Below are 17742 nucleotides of genomic sequence, written 5' to 3'. Positions count from 1 at the left end.
GGTACGTCCATTCCCAACAGGATGGACGTATGCAACTTTCAGACATCATCACTGCCCCCTGGGCAATCATTCCTGAAAAACTGCTGGAAATTCAAGCAGTTTACGCTACGCATGTCCGCGGCGAGAAAGTAGACATCGCTGCGGTAGAAGCCCGTCTGGGCAAATCGCTGGAGCGTGATAATCAGGGTTATGTCATCCGCGATGGCGTGGCCGTCATCCTCATTCATGGCGTCATCGCCAAGCGCATGAACCTCATGATGGAGATCTCCGGCGGGGCGTCCAGCCAGCTGGCAGAGCGCGACATTCGTTCCGCGCTGGATGATGCCGGCGTCCGTTCCATCCTGCTGCATATCGATTCCCCCGGCGGCACGGTGGATGGCACGGAAACGCTGGCGGAACTCATCCATGAAGCAAGCAAAATAAAACCGGTGGTGGCGTTTGCGGATGGCCTCATGGCCAGTGCAGCTTACTGGATCGGATCGGCAGCCACTGAAGTCATCGCCGCATCCGCAACCACTCAGATCGGATCGATCGGCGTGGTGACCAGCCATACCGATATATCGAAGGCGCAAGATGCCGCCGGAATTAAAACTACTGAAATCAGCGCCGGGAAATACAAACGCATTGCCAGCCACTATGCCCCGCTATCGGCAGAAGGCGCTGAAATGCTGCAGTCGCAGGTGGATCAGCTTTACACCATCTTTGTGGATGCAGTCGCTGTCAATCGTGGTGTGCTGCCGGAAACCGTGCTGGAAGATATGGCCGATGGCCGTGTGTTCCTCGCAAAGCAGGCAAAGAAACGCAACATGATCGACCGCGTCGCAAGTCTCGAAACAACCCTCTCACACATGGCAACAGGAGCCTGGCCAATGAAAAACACTGAACAGACCGCAGCACCCGTACCCGCTCAGCCGCAAGTGGCCGCAGCGGAAGCAGTGCGTATGGATATCGATACCTTGAAACAGGACTACCCGGAAATCGTCACTGCCCTGATGCAGGAAGGTGCCGATGCTGAACGCGCCCGCATTCAGGGATGTGAAGGCGCCTGCCTGCCCGGGCATGAACCGCTGGTAGCCAGCATGAAATTCGATGGCAAATCCACCGGGCAGGATGTGGCCATGGCCATTATCCAGGCCGAGAAGAAAATCCGGGCAGATCATCTGACTGATTTCAGAGCCAATGCGCCGCAACCGGTACCGCATGCACCTGTGCCGGCCGTTGAAGTGGCCGCAGCAGACAACAGCAGCCTGCCGCTGGCAGATCGTGCCAAAGCCGAATGGGATGCCAGCGAATCCGTGCGCAACGAATTCAAGCGATTCGATACTTACCTGGCTTACCGGCAGGTGGAAGAAAACACGAAAACCCACTGAGCATCGAACACCAGATCACTCACATAAAAGGAACTGAATCATGGCAACTTTAGCAGCAGACCAGCCGCGTGATTTCTACCAGGGAGATTTTCACGATTTTCCGGTGATCGCGACAGACATCATCTACCAGGGTGCAGCCGTCGGCGATAACGGCTCCGGCTACGCCAGACCCCTGCAGGCAGGCGATCCGTTTCGCGGTTTTGCCGACTACCGGGCGGATAACGCAACCGGCGGATCAGGTGGCGAGTCTGTCCGCTGCCGTACCCGTGGTCGCGTCAAACTGGCGATTGGCAGCCTGGCTATTACCGATGTCGGCAAGGATGTCTACGCTTCCGATGACGACACCTTCACCCTCACCGAAGGCAGCAATACCCGCATCGGCCATGTCGTGGCATGGATTGGTACCGGGTTCGGCATCGTCGAATTCAACGCAACCCGCGGGGTGGTCACCGAGTTGACAGACAACACAACCGGAGCGGCATCCGACACCCTTGCGAGCATCTCCGATGCAGACACCAAGAATGCAATCGCATCCCTCGCTGCCAAGGTGAACACTCTTATCCGCCGGCTCGGAAACTAACCAGGAACACAGGAGAAAAAGATCATGACAGCACCCATCATTACCGAGCGCAGCGTTATCGGCATGTTCTACGAACGGCTGCAGCAGAACACCGCCAGCTCATTCATTGATGCCATCGCCACCACGCCATTTGAATCCGATCAGGACAGCGAGAATTACGCATGGCTGGGCATGGTGCCGCAGATGACGGCAAAGCGCGGCGAGAAGAAATTCTCTCAATTGCGTGCGACCGAGTGGGAAATCAAAAACGTTGAATACCAGGGCGGTATCACGTTGCCTAAAAAACACATCATTTACGATAAAACCACCCAGGTGCAAACCCGCGTGAATGAACTGGCAGACCGCACCACCGCCCACTGGTGGAGCCTGATTGCCCCGCTGCTCGTCAACGGCGAAGCCAGCGTGTGCTATGACGGCCAGTTCTTCTTTGATACTGATCATGAAGAAGGCGATTCCGGCGCACAGAGCAACGATATCTCAGCCGATATTTCCACTTATCCCGTCAGCAATCACGGGACGGTGACTGCACCGTCTGCCGGGGAGATGGTTCACGCCCTCATGGCTGGCGTTCAGCAAATGATCGGATTCAAGGATGACCGGGGCGAATACGTCAATGAAGACATGAACGAGTTCATCGTGCTGGTTGCGCCCTCACTGCTCATGGCTTCGTTGTCCGCACTGCGTGCCAGCTCGATCGACGGCGGCGATACCAACGTCATCTTCGAGCAGGATTCCTTCCGCTTCCGTGTGCAGGCCAGCCCCCGGTTATCCAGCTGGACAGACAAATTCGCCCTGTTCTCCACCCAGGGAACGCAGCGCCCCGTCGTCCGTCAGCAGCGCAAACCCAACAATGCCGCCCCCGGCTACAACCTGGATGGCCTGCTGATGGAAACGTTGTGGCTGGATTCGGAACATTGCAAGAAAAATGACGAATGCCTGGTTTCAGTCGAAACCGAACGCGCGGCAGCGTATGGCGACTGGAAGAAAGCCTGCCTGGTCACCCTGATCTGAGGATAGCCATGGAACAGTACACCGCAACCCGGCCCGTGACGCTGCAGTTTGGCGTACTCGGGCTGACAGCGCAGCAGGCCGCGGCAAGGGCACACAATCTGGATAAGCTGAACGACGGCCGATTCCGGATCGTGGCGCCGGTGCAGTTCAAGGCCGGCGAATCGTTTGAATACGATGGTGATCTGCCCAAGTCACTGGCAGCACGGATCGGAACGGACTCACCACCGGCCGCCGCTAAAGCGAAAGCCCATTCGGCGGAAACCGGCAGCAAGCGGGAGGCACCACTCATCGAAAGAGCGGTACAGGCTGCTGATGAGGCGCGGGTAAAAGCCGGCAGCAAGGGCGAATAATGGCGTTCGTCGAGGATCTGGACGTGTTCATCAATGACGACACCCCGGGCTATGTCAATGCTGTTGTCAATGGCGCGACCATCGTCGGGCTGTTCGATAACGCATACACCGGCATCGATCTGGTCGGGAGCAGTGACCCCACGCTGCTGTGCAAATCCTCGGACGTACCCGCCATCGCCGATGGCACGTCCGTCACCATCAACGGCACCGCCTACAAGGTAGCCGGTGCGCCAGAGCCGGATGGTCACGGCCTGGTGTTACTGCAACTGCGGAAATCATCCTGATGGCCCATATTCGTAAACAGTTGCGGGACAAGATCAAAGCGGTGGTACAGGGCGCAGGCATTACCACTTTCGTCAATCGGGACAAGCAGATCACACAAACTGAACTACCCTGCGCGGTGATTACCACCGATCTGGATACGGTTGATCCATTCATTGGTGGGAACCGATCCGGGTGCAGCCCACGCACCACACGGACAATTGATCTTGTCATCCGGGTATATGCCCAGGCAGAAACCGGCGTGGATGATGCGCTGGATGTGCAGTGCGCCAAAATCGAGAAAGCACTTGCTGCCACCCAGACGATCGCCCCGAGCTGGCCAGATTTGCAATCGACTGGAATCGATATTTTTGGGGAAGGGGAACAGCCGATCGGTATGGCGAAAATGAATTACAAGGTTGAATTTAAGAACATTTCCAACCCTGAGCAGATAATTTAGGAGATTAACAGCATGGATATGGTGATTGTTGGGCAAGGTCCGATCTACATTGGCGACTATGATCAGACTACTTACAAGGTAAAAAATGAGGTAGCGATTGGCTGCGGTAACCGCGTGCTGAGCCTTTCGCTGACGCGCGAGACGTCAGAAATCAAGGAATCCTGCTCTGGCAGCCGGCTGACCTTGATGGAATATGAAACCAGTAAGGAAGGCACCATCCGGCTGGAGATGCAAGAGTTTGATGAAAATATGCTGGCCATGGCGCTGTATGGTACTGCGGCAACTGTCTCTGGCAGCGCGGTCACGGGTGAAACTATGCCGACTATGGCCGTCAATGGTTTTTACCATACCAAATATCCGGACATCTCAGCTGTCACGATTAAGGATTCTGATAATGTCACCCCAGCCACACTGGTGCTGAATACTGATTATGAAATTTCGCATGCCAAATACGGCCGCATCAAGATATTGGATCTGGCTGCGTACACCCAGCCATTCAAGATCGATTACACCTATGCCGGCCATGAGAACATCAAGCCGTTTTCGATTTCCAATGCTATTAAAGCGATCCGGTTCGATGGCATTTCCACGGCAGACAATACCCGCGTGCGAGTGCTGCTGCCGCGCATCGCTTTCAGCCCGACGGATGAGTTTAATTTCCTCGGTGAAGAAGCTACTACCTTGGCGATCGAGGGCAAATTGCTGATGGCAAATACGCCGACCGCTGATCCGGTGCTGGGGCAGTTTGGCAATATCGAGATCCTGAAGGCTGCGTAACGCCAGATGAATATGGAAAACAATGTGTCTCACTCTGATCTGGACGATCTGATACCACCAGTGATCGAGGTATCCGTAGCCGGCGAGGTGATCGCAGTGACACCGATCAAAGTCAAAGAACTAACGGCATTTGCACAGGCGATCGCCCCTCTCCTGCAAGCATTGGGCGGAGGTGTTGGCCAGAATTGGGCAGATCTGAATATCTCCACGTTACTGATGAATCACACTGACACTGTGATTCGTGCGGTGGCAATTGGCATCCGGCGCGAGGTTGAGTTTGTAAATAACCTTGACATCGATGAGCTGATCAAGCTGGGGAATGCCGTGGTCGAGGTGAACGTGGATTTTTTTATCCAGAAGGTGCTGCCGGAGATCAAGCAGGGAGTCGGCCGCATCGTATCCATGGCAGAGCAGCACAATCATGCGGATGGGCAGAGCTCGATATAACCTTCCGGCAGGCTGGCCTCGGTAGCGTGCTGGAAATGACACTGGCGCAAGTCAGGCGTTATTCCCCAGCACTGACAAAACTGGAGCAGGAGCGCCTGAAGGCCATGGCGATTGCCACTCGCGCCGGGATGGCCGACGAGAAAGGCTGGAAAGCCTGGCTCAAGCATTTCTGATTTTCTGGAAAAAATAGCATGGCTCAAAGCAGTGAACTGAATATCAAGATCAGGGCTCTGGTCGATGGACTGAATGAAATTCGCGATCTTGGCAAAGGTCTGGACGATGTTGCCAAGACGGGCGCGCGTTCCGTCCCAGACAACACCTCCCGCCTGCGGGATGGCATGCTCAAGACTCAATCGGTCGCCAAGGATCTGGTCAGGACATTGGCAGGGCTGTTCAGCCTGAGATCAATTACCGGGTTTGCGCGCAGCAGCGTACAAGAGTTTGCCAAGGCAGAATCTGCTTTTCGCGGGCTGGAGTCGGTGGCCAACTTCAGCGGTGTCGGTATTGGCCGCGCAATGCAGGAAGCCGGAAAACTGGCAGCGGATGGCCTGATCTCCACACAAGAAGCAAGCCAGGCATTACAGAACCTGCTGTCCCGTGGCTACAACATTGACGAGGCAGTTTCCACGCTCAACCGGCTGAAGGATGCTGCCGCGTTCAATCGCCAGTCGCACTTGACCATGGGAGAGGCCGTTGTTACTGCAACCGAGGGGCTGAAGAATGAGAATTCCACCCTGGTAGATAACGCCGGCGTCACTAAAAACGTTTCCATCTTGTGGAAAGAATACGCTGACGAGGTCGGCAAAAGCGTTAAGCAGCTGACCACGCAGGAGAAAATACAGGCAGAGGTCAACGGCATCATGCGCGAGACCGAAGCCCAGACCGGCAACGCCGCTAGAGCTGCTGAGGGCTTGCAAGGTCAACTCGCCCGTCTGAATACAGAGATGAAACAGGCAGAGGCCACCATGGGACAAGCTCTGGCGCCAGCTACCATTGCCCTGACCAAGGCCGGAACATTCCTCATCAAAGATTTTCTGACCCCTGCCATCCGTCTGACACAATCACTTGGCATTTATGCAGGTGAAGCAGCGCAAACCTTTGACGCATTCTGGGATTTACTCAAGACAGGGGATCTGAGCGCCTTTACCGCTCGACGCGAACAACTGCGAAGGCTAACTGTGGAAATGCTGGCCGATCTTGAAAAAGCATCTGCTGGCTTGAATTTTGAACCTGGCCCGGATAATGGACAGCGGCGTGGTACGGGTGATGGAACGCCTCCTCCATCCGGAGCTGGTAGTGGATCTGCTCGCGGTGCCATGAAGCGGGCAAACGATCTGGCACAGTTAAGAAAGCGCCTGGAAGATACCCTATTCCAGCAGGTTAAACGTCTGGAGGATGACCAGGCAAAACGCGAGATGGATAATGCTCGTGCTTTGTTCGAGAGCAAAGCCATTGATGCGGGCACTTATTATCAACAACTTACCCAGCTGCAAACAGATCTGACCAACCGGGAAATCGCAGAGCTGGAACGACAGAAGCAAGCCAGGCAGGCCATCATCTTCGCTCCCGGCACCGATGAGGCTGATCGCCTTAAGGCCATGGCCGAAGTGGTTGAGCTTACTACTAGCCAAACGCTTGCAGAACGTGCACTGAATGATCAGCGCGCCCAGGTCGCCAATGAGATTGATGCACTGAACAGCACCAAGCTGGCTGATCAGAAAGAATTCATCGACGATCTTCAGCGAGAGGTATTCCTGTCCGGCCTGTCAAACGATCAGCGCGAAACCGCCATGATGATGATGGAAGCGCAGAAACGCGGTATCGAGGACATCAACGGCCTGCTGGAGCTGCAAGGGAAGATACAGGCCAATAACGAACTACGCAGACAGGCAGAGGAAGCACTCAGACGGCAAGATCAGATCTTTGAGAGTGTCGCGCGTGGCGTGCACCAGTCTTTTGCAGATGGCCTTTACCGGGTGGCCAAAGGACAGGGCAACATCAATCAGATGCTGTCCGCTATTGGTGATACTTTCCTCAAGGCACTTACCAACAACCTGGCCGGCGGCCTCACAGAAACCTTCTTCAGTGTTTTCAAAAGCGGAGTAGGAGGTGGTGCAGGTGGTCAGGGCGGGCTGTTTTCCGATCTGTTCAACGGCCTGGGCGATCAGTTGAGTGGTTTTCTTGTTTCCCTCAAAAATGGTATTTCCAGCCTGTTTTCTTCGCTCGGTAGTCTGTTTTCCTCCGGCAGTGGTGGTTCCATGTTTGGCGGCCTGTTCCGTGCATTCGGCTTTGCAGAAGGTGGATACACCGGTCCCGGCGGCAAATATCAACCGGCGGGCGTGGTGCATGCCGGGGAGTATGTATTTTCTGCAGATGCGGTTCGCCGTCTGGGAGTACGTGCTCTGGATAATCTGCATGCACTTACAAAGGGCGCACCGGTATCAGCAAGGCCGCGCATGGGCTATGCTGAAGGCGGCATGGTTTCAGCAGCTCCTGTACTGACGACTGGACAATCTTCCTCCCCCACCAGCATGACGGTACAACTGCATCCCGACGCATTGCGTATCACCATGCGAGATTGGCTGGAAGGCGAACTGGCGCGCGTGGCAGTGGGGATTCGTTAAACATGGCTACCTTGACTGCTTACCCGGAACAGATCCGCGAAAATGCCTCGTGCATCGTGGTGTACCAGGGCAAGCCCAACCGGTCGGTCAGCTGGAATCTTACCGGCTCCGGTACCCTTTCCCCGTTCTCAAACAGAACCAATGAAACAGGCCTGGCTGGGGCTAAATACGTACCCGGCACCCCTGGAGATGCGATCACTATCGAGGTAACCGCCGGTGCTTGAGATACTCGCAGGCCCGTTTGATATCCTGACCCTTGATGCCGTTCCATTGTGGCAGGGGTCATCAGCTGATCCAGACAACTATTATTACGATGATGATGTCGGGCTGATTGTTTCCGCATCCAATTTAACCTCGAAAAAGACCTGGTTGGTTCAACTGGATGGGACGGCTACCGAATTGAGCTGGAACCACTACGGTAGCCTGCTTATCGACCTTGAGAAGAATCTGCCTGGTGTTTATCTGATTACCAATGACCCTTTTAATACCTCTATGTGGAGGTACGATAAACGCTCTGGTACTTATGGTGACAAGGAACTGGGGCCGGGAAGTTACGACTATCAGAGGGTACGATTAGGCGACCGGTTTATCGGTGCAGGCAGTTTCGGAAGCGTGTATCGGGTTATCCGGCAATGGCCTCTGGACGGCAGTGGCGGCTTGGATGAATTCATTTTTTCTGATCTTCCAATAAACATGGGGGGCAAACCGGCCTGGTCAATTACCAGGGACCTGGATGTATTCGCCATCACCTACCCGAACGGCACCATTGTTTACTATAACCACATCCTGAAACAGGGTACCCCTGAACGATCATTTATTGGCAGCAATCTTGGCGCATGGTACAGCCCGCGTTTTAACGTCTGGGTGAAACTGACTTCCAATGCCCAGCTGGAGATTTATGCCACCACGCCAAAACCTCACGCACTATCCAATCCGGCAGGAACAACTCCCGCCAGGGGGCTTGTAACCACCTACACGGTGCAACTTACCGGAGATGCTGGTGAGCCATGTCACAATGAGCTGATAGATTGGTCACTGCAACCCGGCGACCCCGGCGCGCTAGGGAATCTGCAATCCCGTACCGATTCCGCAGGGATTGCAGCAGTTGATTATATTGCTCCATCGACCGGTGCGCTGGGTGATGTCACCATCACAGCAGAGGCCATATTCTGATGTTCCGGCAGGTTTATGAGAGCGAACCAGTACAGTATATGACCAGAGGTGAATTATGGACAGCTGGTCGTCTGCTTGGGTTGGCGGAGGAGAATGACAGCTATGGCTTGACCACAAACCCGACTCTGTACGGAGAGAATCTGAAGTTCATTAGTGGTCTCTATGCCGAAAGAAAAAGGACGCCGACTGCTGATGCGGTAGTGCATGTTATTACCCGGAATGACACTGTATATTTTCCCGGTTCGTATGCTCGTAATTACTCGTTCGACGGTGGAACAGGGGAATCGCTCAATTCCACAACCAGAGAAAATACACCTGCCATCCCGTTCTATGACGGCATGACACTTGCCCATGTGATGATGGATGCTGGTGGAGGTATCTGGGGGACAAGTATATTGTCCCCGGGGGATGGATTATGGTCCCCGATGGATCCCGATACGCTTGATCTTGATCGTAGATTGAGCGTATCGATAGAGGCAAGCACATACGGTAAAGCCATCCTTGATGTTTTCATGACGGACAGGACAAATGATTTACTGGTAGCGGCCACGTCCGGTTCCAGTGCGTCCATTGATATTTTCAATTTCACCACTGGCGCCTTGCTGGATACATTGAATGTCTCCGGTATTCCACAGCAAATCATTCCTGAAGATAACGGGCGTCTTTTTGTTTATTGCAAGAATGGCATGTTTAATCTGGTTGATTACATCAACCGGCGCATCTTTTCCACTTTTAAAGCACCTTTAATGGCAAGTCCCGGTCAGATCCAGTCAATTGCCTATACTTATGATCGCTTTCATCGCAGATTGCTTGCTTTCCAGATCTTGCCGGATGATCCTATAAATGGGAGCTGTACATCTCGCGTCAAGGGCTGGTATCCCGTCCCGCTGCCCGTCAGGCTGACCAAACCAATCCCGTTACTACTACCGCGCTCGGGCAGGAACGTGCCCTGCCTGGTCAGGCTAATCGGTGATGCTGGAGAGCCTGTTGGCGGTGTGCATGTGCAGGGCGTAATGAGTGGTGTGGCAGCGGCAGTTTCGCCGGGTGTATCCGATAACAATGGTTATGCCGTCCTGCATACCAAAGCCACCGCCTCGGGCGTGGCGACGCTTACCACCACAGCAGAGGTAGCCACGGCATGACCACGCTGACCAGCCAGACTACTTTCACCGTCGGGGAAGCATCCACCGAGACAACCTCTGTCAATATCACCATCTTGCCCGCGCTGACGGGGGGCACTACCGGCAAAGGGCGGTTGGTGCATCCGACACTGGGGACTTACGATTACGAACAATGCCCGGATGAATGGAGCAACGTGGATGGCGACGCCATTATTGCCCCGATCTGGACCAGCAGCAAAACTCTGAATGGCGCATCCAATACCCTCACCATGGGCAACCTGCGGGATGTGGTAGTTGAGGAACGCTGGACAGGTGAAATTTCAGCTCCCCTGACCATGGTTAGGATGCTGGCTTTCTTCTGGCAGAACCCGCCCGATCCGGCTCTGGGTTATGTCTACTGGTATCCGAATTATCTCAATGCCCACGGCTACAAAGTCATCATCACCGATCTTGAGCTGAACGGCACAGGGCTGAACTTTGACTTTATCTCGCGCCAGGGCGGCGTGACGGGTACGCTGGTGCTGCGCATGCGCATTACCGGGAGGGTGTAATGGATACCGCCTGGCAGCCTATTGCACAGGATAGCGCCAAAGTGGCGGCGACCATCCTGCACCCGACGGCCACACCGCTGCAAATGGTCAAGGAAACCCATACGGACAGCATCGATGTCAGTGAGTTTGTCACCCGTGCGGAGCATGGTATTTCCGAGGGTAGCGTTTCCCTGACCTGGCATCTGGAGCTATACGGCGCGCAACAACCACTGCCCGGGCAAATTGTGGAATTTCGCCTCAATAATCAGCAGCTCTGGTGGGGTGTCATCGAGGCGCTTACTGATTACCGGTTGAGTGCTGGAGGGCGCTCACTCACGCTGACACTGCGTTCCAGAGATGCTTCCGCCCTCTGGCGCAGTACCCGCAGAGTGACTGATCTTTACCCGGTAGCCACACCGCTGCATATCGTCGCCGGTGACGTGGCCATGGTTGTCGGCCTGCAGGCGGAAGAGATCAACCTTGGCATTACCTCGGCGGTCACGGTGCATTCCAACACGCAGCTGGCGGATTTGTCTGCCTGGGAGATGCTGGAAAAGATTTATGAACCACTGGGGATGGAACCTTACATGAATTCCCGTGGAGTGCTGAAGATTATCAGCCGGGATATATCACGGCAGGCGGATATTACCTTGACGCCAGAACGGATTCTGTCTGTCTCCGCAGCCAAATCCAGGCCGCCATTGACTGCAGTCCGCATCAAATGGCTAGACCCACGCCTGAGCAAGGTATCTCAGCAGGATCAGATGCTTGGCAATGCGACTATCACCGCTGGCTTTTTTCAGATCCACCAGAAGGAAACCATACATTTTTCGGATGATGGCAGCCAGAGAGCGGAAAACACCTATCTGGTCATCCGTCAGTCTGCCAATTCCGGCCTGGTGAAAGTATGCGAAGAAACCTATTCACAAAAAACCCAGACCAGCGGGGAGATCCTGCTGAAAACCTCCGCCTGGGTACCTGCCCTGATGACTGCCAGTATTGGCGCAATCATCGCCACGGCAGCCATCCCTGACGCCACCACTGGTGGACCGGGCGCAGGGCAGACCATCCCGATAGGTCGCAAGATACAAGCCGCCGCAGAAGTTGCCGTGCTACTTGTCATGGCTTCCATCGGCACCGGCATGTATGAGATCTGGGGCACACCTTACGATTTCGTCCACGCCCGCAACCAGACTGAAGCCTTTGATCAGAACGCGCCTGAATGGATGGAGAACGAAATCGAGATCGAAAACGATTTTGTTATGGATGAGCCCATGGCGCAGGCCTTCGCTGTGCGCGAGCTGTTGTATCGCGCAATGGAAGTATCCAGTTTTAATGTCGAAATTGTGGACGATCCCCGTATCGAGCGCGGGGATATTTTGGCACTGCCAGATCAATCCAGTTTATACGTGACCAGTTTTCGGCGTGATGTCTCGCCTGGTAGCCCGTCTGTTTTGAGTGTGGAGGGGTTCCGCGTATGACATTGCTTACTTACGTTGTGCAATCCGAGATCCGCGATGCCGCCAAAGAGCTGGATGGCAAGGTGCTCACCCGGCCCGCCTTGCTGGTGACGGATGGGGTCTCGATGATTTACGCGGTGGATGTGGACATTGGCCAGAAAAACCCGCTGAAGAATGTGCCGGTTTCCCGCGCCAATCGCGCCTTGCTGTATGCCGAAACCGGTGCGGCGGTGCGCTTGCGCAGGGGAGATTCCGGGCGTTACGAGGTTGTGGGATTCAGTCAGGAGCAGCCAGGTACCAGAATCAGAATACCTGTCACCCTGCCATCCTTTTTATTTGGCAATGCAGGCATCGTTACCGGGATTGCTCCCGGAATGCCTGTGCCCATTACACCGATTCCACCCGTTATCGGGCCGCCGGTAGATGAGAGCATTGTGGGCAGGCCGTTGAATTATGAGGAACTTTCAACCCTTGGTGGTTATGGCCTGCTGCCTTACGGGGCTACAGGTATTTTCAATGGCGGCGTTTTACAGGAGATTAGATAAGTGCCTTTATCGCTGCAACGGTTCGCCAATGGCGATACCAATTACATCATCAAACACAACAGTAACCTGGATTTACTGGAATCTGCCATTGCTGCGCTTGAGGCGCTGGCAGGCAATGCAGGAGGAGCGGGCGGGGTAAATGTTTCTGGAGCATTTCGTGCCTTGTTTGGTACATCTGCCAGCCTGATCGGATCAGGCAGCTACAAATGCACCGGATCTGGCAGCACCCTCACCGTGCAGCCGGGTTTTTGCTGGCGGGCAAGTCTGGATGCAGTGGTATCTCGCACGGTCACCAGCACGATCAGCTTCACAGGGGTATCTGCCGGCACGTGGTTTATTACCGCAGATGCTACTGGCAACCCGATCCGTACAGCGGATATTACCGAAGCGGCTTACAGCGTGATATGGACTGGATCAGCATTTGGCACTATCACCCGGCTGCTGCCAGTTGTCTGGGGCGCAGCGGATGACATGGCCGCCCAGACCAGCACGGCGCTGGGTGCAAGTTTTGCGGGGTTGGATGAGAGACTGGAAGCAGGCGAAACCAAAGCCGTAGCCGGAGATCTGTCCCGTACTTATGTGCTTGGCAGGCTGAGCAGATCGGTTGCGGGTAACTCAAACGTTACCTTGACCCCGACGGAAGCTAATAACCTTGAGCTTGTTTTTACCGGCACGGTTTCCGGTGACATCAATATCTCCATCATCTTGAACGGTGCCCCACGTGCCTGGTTGGCGATCAACAACACGACCGGCGGACATAAACTCACCCTCAAGGGTTCATCCGGCAGTGGTGCAGTCTTGCCAGAAGGCGCTGCGATCTGGGTATACCACAACGGCACGGATATTCTGCCGCTGCCAAAAGTGGCCATCAGAACACTGACCTACGCCGCCAGCATGACGGCAGATTTCTCCCGCGCGGATACGATCAAGGTGACGCTGGGTGGTGATGCCACCATTACCCTGACCGGTGCAGTGGACAAGCAAAAATGCGTGCTTGAGATCAGCCAGGATGGCGTGGGCGGACGTGCTCTGACACTGGTAGGGCACCGCTTTGGGTCTGACCTGACCGGGATCACGTTATCCAGCGCAGCAAATCTGACAGACAAAATCGGGTTTATTTATGACGCGGCTGCGGACAAATATGACGTAGTTGCACTGATGAGGGGATTCTGACATGGCACTGCTTTTTTACGATGGATTTGATACGTATGCAACGGCGGATATTACAAAGGAGTGGAACAGTATCACAGGTACAGTAGCAATATCTCCCACGGATGGTCGCAGGGGTGGGTCATGCCTAATGGCGCCTAGTATTACCAATACGTTTAATGGACTGGTTTCAAGAACTTTTCCCAGTAGAAATTCAGTTGTTATTGGGTTCGCTTTTGAAATAAGTAGCCTAACTCTTGATGTTGCGTCCCCCCCAATCATGAGGCTGCTGGATGGGTCCAGTAATCAGAATGAGGTAGTGATTAACAGGACGACTGGCACTCTTTCTGTTACACGGAACGGAACTGTACTTGCAGGACCTAGTGCGGCCAGTATTTCCATGGACGATTATAACTATATCGAATACAAGACAGTTATCCACGATACAACAGGATCATTTGAACTCAGACTCAACGGGGTAACTATCCTATCCGCCAGCAATATAGATACAAAAGCAACGGCTAACGCATCAGTAAGCTCCATATCTTTTGGATTCTCTAATGGTTTGTACCACTCCAAAAGTGTATGGAGTTACGACGATATTTACATTCTCGATACCACCGGTGCAACCAACAACGATTTTCTCGGGGATGTAAGGATAGATGCAATCTACCCCTCAGCAGACGGTAACTATGCAGAATGGACGCCATCGACTGGTTCTGATCACTATGCGCTGGTGGATGATGCCACTCCCAATACGACCGATTACGTATCCGATTCTACCGTCGGAAATAAAGATAGCTTTGTGATGGGAAATCCTCCCGCCATGGCAGGCCAGTTGATTTATGGCGTCAAGGTGAAAGCGATGGCAAACAAAGATGATGCCGGTGCACGGGATCTGAAAGTGGGTGTGCGTTCCGGTACCACGGATGATTTGAGTGCAGCACAGGCGCTATCTACTTCATGGCGGTACTACAGCAATATTTATGAGGTAGATCCGGCTACCGGGCTGGCGTGGACCCCGGGCACGGTCGATGCGCTGGAAGCCCTGATCGAGACTGCCTGATGACTGTAGCTCAGGCCAGCCAGGTTGTTGTCGAGGTACTGCGGACAAATACCAAGGTAGAGGCACAGGCTAGCCAGCTTGTTGTTGAGCTACTGCGGGGGATCAGTCTTGCAGCAAATGCACAAGTTGACCAGGTGGTTGTCGAGGTGCTACGGGCAGAACGCACTCTTGCCGCGAGTTTCAACTGCGGGCTGGTCATGCAGCCTGATCTTGTACCAGGCTCAGCGCTTGGCGCAACCTTCACCACTTCCTTATCTGTATCCCCGCGGCTGGAGCTGGGCACCGAATTTTCGCCTGCTGTATTTCCTGTTTCCATGGCAAGCAGCGCTGCCCTACGTGCTGAGTCAGTGCTGAAAGCCTCTCTTGATATCGCTGTGACCGGGGTTGCCCAGTTGCAGGAAGGCATTGAGTTCGATGCCACCTGCCAGCTTCCCGTTGTCCTGCGGGCAGGCTTGAAAGTTTATCCGGAACCGGTCACCGGTTTCTTTCTACTTTTTTAAAGGAGTTGATTTTATGAGTGCAGCAACCAATGCTCTGGAAGAGCTGATCGGCAATCACCTTTTGCGCACGAGCAGCTGGCCGAAACCGACTGGAATTTATGTTGCCCTGTTCACCACGCTCCCAGCAGAGGATGGCAGTGGCGGCGTCGAAGTGTCTGGTGGAAATTATGCCAGGGTGCAGAACGGCCCGGCCGATGTAGACTGGGATCCACCGGTCAGCGGCAATGGCGAGTTTTCCAACGCTGCCGCCGTTGTGTTTGCCTCACCCGTGGCTAACTGGGGGAACGTGATTGGTGCCGGAATTTACGATGCATCCACCGGCGGCGTTTTGCTTGCCTGTGCAACTCTTGATACCGCGAGAAACATCGTGGCAGGAGATCCAGCGCCCAACTTTCCTGCTGGATCACTGAAGTTCATTTTTTCTTAATTAAAATTTCTAAGGAGACATTGCTGTGATGGACAAACCGCCGTACCAGGGCCCCGAGCGCCGTTATCCAGTATTGTCTGAGGAAGAGCTGGATCTGCTGGCGGAGCGAGTGGTGGAAAGGACGCTTCAAAAAGTGACATCCAAGATGTATCAAGAGATTGGAAAAAACATAATCAGCAAATTGCTGACTGGCGTCGGTATCGGTGTGATCGGATTATATTTTTATGCCCGCGATCGTGGGTGGGTGCAGTAATGGCCGTCATCAACCTGCATGGCGGCGTATCGCTGGAGCCCGCCGGGCAGTTTGCGAAGGTGTATATCGTGCGTGGCCACGATGGTACTTATGGCGATCCGGTCCGCTGGGCGGCTACACTGGAGATCTTTGGAGCTTATGCCCGTGTCAGCGGGCTGAATCTGATGGACGCCGGTAGTAGTGGCAGATTCACGACCGCGGACGCAGCCGCCTTGCGCAGCTGGCTGAGAGAGTACGATATAAAGCAGGTCGAATATCAGCGCCTGGTAAACGGACGCATGCAAACGCACGTAATGGAGATATAAGCGTGAGATCTACCGATGTAATTGATTGGGCACAATATCCCAACTTCAACGAACAGGAATTTCGCTGCAGACATACCGGGCTGTGTTACATGGATGCTCGGTTTATGACGCGGCTGCAAGCCATCCGAAACGCATACGGAAAACCCATGATCATCACCAGTGGCTATCGTGCTAAAACGCACCCGGTGGAGGCAAGGAAAGCAGCGCCAGGTGAACACACACTGGGGCTTGCTGCGGATATATCGGTAAGAGGATCGGATGCTTTTAACTTGCTCAAGATCGCGCTAGCGCATGGAATCATGCGCATCGGCGTAAAGCAGACTGGGGAGGGGCGCTTTCTGCATTTGGGCATGGCCACAAGCAATTTCCCATCACCCATGATCTGGAGTTATTAACCTGTAAGGAGAATCAAATGGAATTAATTTCTGGCTGGAATACCTGGTGGAAGCAGTGGAGTACCTGGCTGGTAGCTATCGGATCGTCAGTGGTGGGCTTTGCCCCGGAGCTGATGGAGATCTGGCGCAGTTTGCCGATAGAGGTACAGGCATCCTTCCCAGTCGAGTGGTTGAGATATTTCGGGGTTACGCTGGTGCTGGCAAGCATCCCGGCAAAACTTGTTCGTCAGCAGAAGTTGTATGAGCAGTCGCGGGGCGGTTTTTAATTATGTGGTCAGTCATCCTCAGCCTGATTAAAAAGATATGGTCGTGGCTTGCTTTGACTGGCTTGGCGGCTTTACTTTTATTGTCAGAGAGACGACGGATCCGGGATCAGGCCACTCGAGCAGAAGCAGCAAAGACACGTAAGAAAGAGATAGATGCCTTTATCAAGCAGAAGCAATTCACGGATAAGAAGGTACAGAATGCCGTTGAAATACAAGCCACTAATGCTGCTGCCAGCGCTGACGATGTTATTGGCAAGCTGCGCGACAAATGGTCACGTGACTAAAATTCCGCAAATAATAGACACGTCCTGCGAATGGGTACATTTCATCTACATATCAAAAGATGATGTGCTGACGGACGGAACAGCCCGGCAGATCCTGAACCATAACGAGACGTTGGAGAAGAATTGCAGCAAGCTTTGATATGGGTCGCGCAAACGAACAGATTATGGGGCTGCAGGCAACTATCCGGAATTACCAGAAAGTTGCGGGTGGGGATTAACCTATCAGTTCAAGTACAAGTAAAAAATGCTGACCAAAAAGCTGACCAAGCGATGCAAAAACATGACTAAAACAGACAAAACTCAGTCTGGTTCTATTGCATAAACTATTGATTTTATTTAAATGTTTGGTCGGGGTGAGAGGATTTGAACCTCCGGCTCCTGCGTCCCG

The 17742-nt window shown here is 54.0% G+C and carries 25 protein-coding genes; all 25 read left to right on the top strand.

Annotation, left to right across the window (positions count from 1 at the left end; all coding sequences use genetic code 11):
• The first annotated feature begins 29 nt into the window (after window positions 1–29).
• Complete coding sequence (gene sppA, locus ABO04_RS04950; RefSeq protein WP_160809591.1) at window positions 30–1370, top strand: signal peptide peptidase SppA; 1341 nt, start codon at window positions 30–32, stop codon at window positions 1368–1370.
• A gap of 40 nt (window positions 1371–1410) precedes the next feature.
• Window positions 1411–1950, top strand: a complete 540-nt coding sequence (locus tag ABO04_RS04945) for a cytoplasmic protein (RefSeq protein ID WP_160809590.1) — start codon at window positions 1411–1413, stop codon at window positions 1948–1950.
• 24 nt (window positions 1951–1974) lie between these two features.
• Window positions 1975–2961 carry a Mu-like prophage major head subunit gpT family protein gene (locus ABO04_RS04940; RefSeq protein WP_160809589.1) on the top strand — a complete coding sequence of 329 codons (987 nt, stop codon included), beginning with the start codon at window positions 1975–1977 and terminating at the stop codon, window positions 2959–2961.
• Complete coding sequence (locus tag ABO04_RS04935; protein WP_160809588.1) at window positions 2883–3311, top strand: hypothetical protein; 429 nt, start codon at window positions 2883–2885, stop codon at window positions 3309–3311. Before ABO04_RS04940 ends, ABO04_RS04935 begins: the two co-directional genes overlap by 79 nt.
• Window positions 3311–3595 (top strand): hypothetical protein, encoded by a 285-nt coding sequence (locus tag ABO04_RS04930; protein WP_160809587.1) that lies wholly within the window; start codon window positions 3311–3313, stop codon window positions 3593–3595. The genes ABO04_RS04935 and ABO04_RS04930 overlap by 1 nt, the downstream gene beginning before the upstream one ends.
• Complete coding sequence (locus tag ABO04_RS04925) at window positions 3595–4032, top strand: hypothetical protein (protein ID WP_160809586.1); 438 nt, start codon at window positions 3595–3597, stop codon at window positions 4030–4032. Before ABO04_RS04930 ends, ABO04_RS04925 begins: the two co-directional genes overlap by 1 nt.
• Window positions 4033–4044: 12 nt before the next feature.
• Window positions 4045–4809: a hypothetical protein gene (locus ABO04_RS04920; RefSeq protein ID WP_160809585.1), complete on the top strand. Its 765-nt coding sequence runs from the start codon at window positions 4045–4047 to the stop codon at window positions 4807–4809.
• A gap of 24 nt (window positions 4810–4833) precedes the next feature.
• On the top strand, window positions 4834–5256 hold the full coding sequence (locus tag ABO04_RS04915) for a hypothetical protein (protein WP_160809584.1): 423 nt from the start codon (window positions 4834–4836) through the stop codon (window positions 5254–5256).
• Window positions 5257–5291: 35 nt separating this feature from the next.
• Window positions 5292–5429, top strand: coding sequence for a hypothetical protein (locus ABO04_RS04910; RefSeq protein ID WP_160809583.1), 138 nt, complete (start codon window positions 5292–5294; stop codon window positions 5427–5429).
• Window positions 5430–5447: 18 nt separating this feature from the next.
• A complete protein-coding gene (locus ABO04_RS04905; RefSeq protein WP_160809582.1) occupies window positions 5448–7880 on the top strand; it encodes a hypothetical protein in 2433 nt (810 codons plus the stop codon).
• 2 nt (window positions 7881–7882) lie between these two features.
• Window positions 7883–8104 carry a hypothetical protein gene (locus ABO04_RS04900; RefSeq protein ID WP_160809581.1) on the top strand — a complete coding sequence of 74 codons (222 nt, stop codon included), beginning with the start codon at window positions 7883–7885 and terminating at the stop codon, window positions 8102–8104.
• On the top strand, window positions 8097–9053 hold the full coding sequence (locus ABO04_RS04895) for a hypothetical protein (protein WP_160809580.1): 957 nt from the start codon (window positions 8097–8099) through the stop codon (window positions 9051–9053). The genes ABO04_RS04900 and ABO04_RS04895 overlap by 8 nt, the downstream gene beginning before the upstream one ends.
• Before the next feature lie 38 nt (window positions 9054–9091).
• The gene (locus ABO04_RS04890) at window positions 9092–10195 is read left to right on the top strand and encodes a hypothetical protein (RefSeq protein ID WP_160809579.1); all 1104 of its coding nucleotides are present in this window, start codon (window positions 9092–9094) and stop codon (window positions 10193–10195) included.
• Window positions 10192–10725, top strand: coding sequence for a hypothetical protein (locus ABO04_RS04885; RefSeq protein WP_160809578.1), 534 nt, complete (start codon window positions 10192–10194; stop codon window positions 10723–10725). The genes ABO04_RS04890 and ABO04_RS04885 overlap by 4 nt, the downstream gene beginning before the upstream one ends.
• A complete protein-coding gene (locus ABO04_RS04880) occupies window positions 10725–12185 on the top strand; it encodes a hypothetical protein (protein ID WP_160809577.1) in 1461 nt (486 codons plus the stop codon). Before ABO04_RS04885 ends, ABO04_RS04880 begins: the two co-directional genes overlap by 1 nt.
• On the top strand, window positions 12182–12709 hold the full coding sequence (locus ABO04_RS04875; protein ID WP_160809576.1) for a hypothetical protein: 528 nt from the start codon (window positions 12182–12184) through the stop codon (window positions 12707–12709). Before ABO04_RS04880 ends, ABO04_RS04875 begins: the two co-directional genes overlap by 4 nt.
• Complete coding sequence (locus tag ABO04_RS04870; protein ID WP_160809575.1) at window positions 12710–13882, top strand: hypothetical protein; 1173 nt, start codon at window positions 12710–12712, stop codon at window positions 13880–13882. It abuts the gene before it with no gap.
• 376 nt (window positions 13883–14258) lie between these two features.
• Entirely contained in the window at window positions 14259–14924 is a 666-nt protein-coding gene (locus tag ABO04_RS04865) for a hypothetical protein (protein WP_160809574.1), read from the top strand.
• The gene (locus ABO04_RS04860) at window positions 14924–15424 is read left to right on the top strand and encodes a hypothetical protein (protein WP_160809573.1); all 501 of its coding nucleotides are present in this window, start codon (window positions 14924–14926) and stop codon (window positions 15422–15424) included. The genes ABO04_RS04865 and ABO04_RS04860 overlap by 1 nt, the downstream gene beginning before the upstream one ends.
• A gap of 13 nt (window positions 15425–15437) precedes the next feature.
• Entirely contained in the window at window positions 15438–15851 is a 414-nt protein-coding gene (locus ABO04_RS04855; protein WP_160809572.1) for a hypothetical protein, read from the top strand.
• 28 nt (window positions 15852–15879) lie between these two features.
• A complete protein-coding gene (locus tag ABO04_RS04850) occupies window positions 15880–16104 on the top strand; it encodes a hypothetical protein (RefSeq protein ID WP_160809571.1) in 225 nt (74 codons plus the stop codon).
• A complete protein-coding gene (locus ABO04_RS04845) occupies window positions 16104–16409 on the top strand; it encodes a hypothetical protein (RefSeq protein WP_160809570.1) in 306 nt (101 codons plus the stop codon). Before ABO04_RS04850 ends, ABO04_RS04845 begins: the two co-directional genes overlap by 1 nt.
• 2 nt (window positions 16410–16411) lie before the next feature.
• Entirely contained in the window at window positions 16412–16804 is a 393-nt protein-coding gene (locus ABO04_RS12045) for a D-Ala-D-Ala carboxypeptidase family metallohydrolase (RefSeq protein WP_164504273.1), read from the top strand.
• A gap of 17 nt (window positions 16805–16821) precedes the next feature.
• Window positions 16822–17070: a hypothetical protein gene (locus tag ABO04_RS04835; RefSeq protein ID WP_160809569.1), complete on the top strand. Its 249-nt coding sequence runs from the start codon at window positions 16822–16824 to the stop codon at window positions 17068–17070.
• 2 nt (window positions 17071–17072) lie between these two features.
• Window positions 17073–17354, top strand: coding sequence for a hypothetical protein (locus tag ABO04_RS04830; protein ID WP_160809568.1), 282 nt, complete (start codon window positions 17073–17075; stop codon window positions 17352–17354).
• Window positions 17355–17742 lie beyond the last annotated feature (388 nt).

The sequence above is a fragment of the Nitrosomonas sp. HPC101 genome (genome assembly GCF_009833125.1).
GTDB lineage: Bacteria > Pseudomonadota > Gammaproteobacteria > Burkholderiales > Nitrosomonadaceae > Nitrosomonas.
The sequence above is the reverse complement of the archived record's forward strand: the minus strand, read 5'-3'. Positions and strand labels throughout refer to the sequence as shown.

Coding starts and splice junctions, on each gene's coding strand:
- ABO04_RS04835 (WP_160809569.1), top strand. CDS start 16,822: ATGGAATTAATTTCTGGCTGGAATACCTGGTGGAAGCAGTGGAGTACC.
- ABO04_RS04920 (WP_160809585.1), top strand. CDS start 4,045: ATGGATATGGTGATTGTTGGGCAAGGTCCGATCTACATTGGCGACTAT.
- ABO04_RS04925 (WP_160809586.1), top strand. CDS start 3,595: ATGGCCCATATTCGTAAACAGTTGCGGGACAAGATCAAAGCGGTGGTA.
- ABO04_RS04875 (WP_160809576.1), top strand. CDS start 12,182: ATGACATTGCTTACTTACGTTGTGCAATCCGAGATCCGCGATGCCGCC.
- ABO04_RS04935 (WP_160809588.1), top strand. CDS start 2,883: ATGCCTGGTTTCAGTCGAAACCGAACGCGCGGCAGCGTATGGCGACTG.
- ABO04_RS04900 (WP_160809581.1), top strand. CDS start 7,883: ATGGCTACCTTGACTGCTTACCCGGAACAGATCCGCGAAAATGCCTCG.
- ABO04_RS04930 (WP_160809587.1), top strand. CDS start 3,311: ATGGCGTTCGTCGAGGATCTGGACGTGTTCATCAATGACGACACCCCG.
- ABO04_RS04940 (WP_160809589.1), top strand. CDS start 1,975: ATGACAGCACCCATCATTACCGAGCGCAGCGTTATCGGCATGTTCTAC.
- sppA (WP_160809591.1), top strand. CDS start 30: ATGCAACTTTCAGACATCATCACTGCCCCCTGGGCAATCATTCCTGAA.
- ABO04_RS04830 (WP_160809568.1), top strand. CDS start 17,073: ATGTGGTCAGTCATCCTCAGCCTGATTAAAAAGATATGGTCGTGGCTT.
- ABO04_RS04880 (WP_160809577.1), top strand. CDS start 10,725: ATGGATACCGCCTGGCAGCCTATTGCACAGGATAGCGCCAAAGTGGCG.
- ABO04_RS04890 (WP_160809579.1), top strand. CDS start 9,092: ATGACCAGAGGTGAATTATGGACAGCTGGTCGTCTGCTTGGGTTGGCG.
- ABO04_RS04855 (WP_160809572.1), top strand. CDS start 15,438: ATGAGTGCAGCAACCAATGCTCTGGAAGAGCTGATCGGCAATCACCTT.
- ABO04_RS04850 (WP_160809571.1), top strand. CDS start 15,880: ATGGACAAACCGCCGTACCAGGGCCCCGAGCGCCGTTATCCAGTATTG.
- ABO04_RS04885 (WP_160809578.1), top strand. CDS start 10,192: ATGACCACGCTGACCAGCCAGACTACTTTCACCGTCGGGGAAGCATCC.
- ABO04_RS04860 (WP_160809573.1), top strand. CDS start 14,924: ATGACTGTAGCTCAGGCCAGCCAGGTTGTTGTCGAGGTACTGCGGACA.
- ABO04_RS04945 (WP_160809590.1), top strand. CDS start 1,411: ATGGCAACTTTAGCAGCAGACCAGCCGCGTGATTTCTACCAGGGAGAT.
- ABO04_RS04910 (WP_160809583.1), top strand. CDS start 5,292: ATGACACTGGCGCAAGTCAGGCGTTATTCCCCAGCACTGACAAAACTG.
- ABO04_RS04845 (WP_160809570.1), top strand. CDS start 16,104: ATGGCCGTCATCAACCTGCATGGCGGCGTATCGCTGGAGCCCGCCGGG.
- ABO04_RS04905 (WP_160809582.1), top strand. CDS start 5,448: ATGGCTCAAAGCAGTGAACTGAATATCAAGATCAGGGCTCTGGTCGAT.
- ABO04_RS04865 (WP_160809574.1), top strand. CDS start 14,259: ATGGACGATTATAACTATATCGAATACAAGACAGTTATCCACGATACA.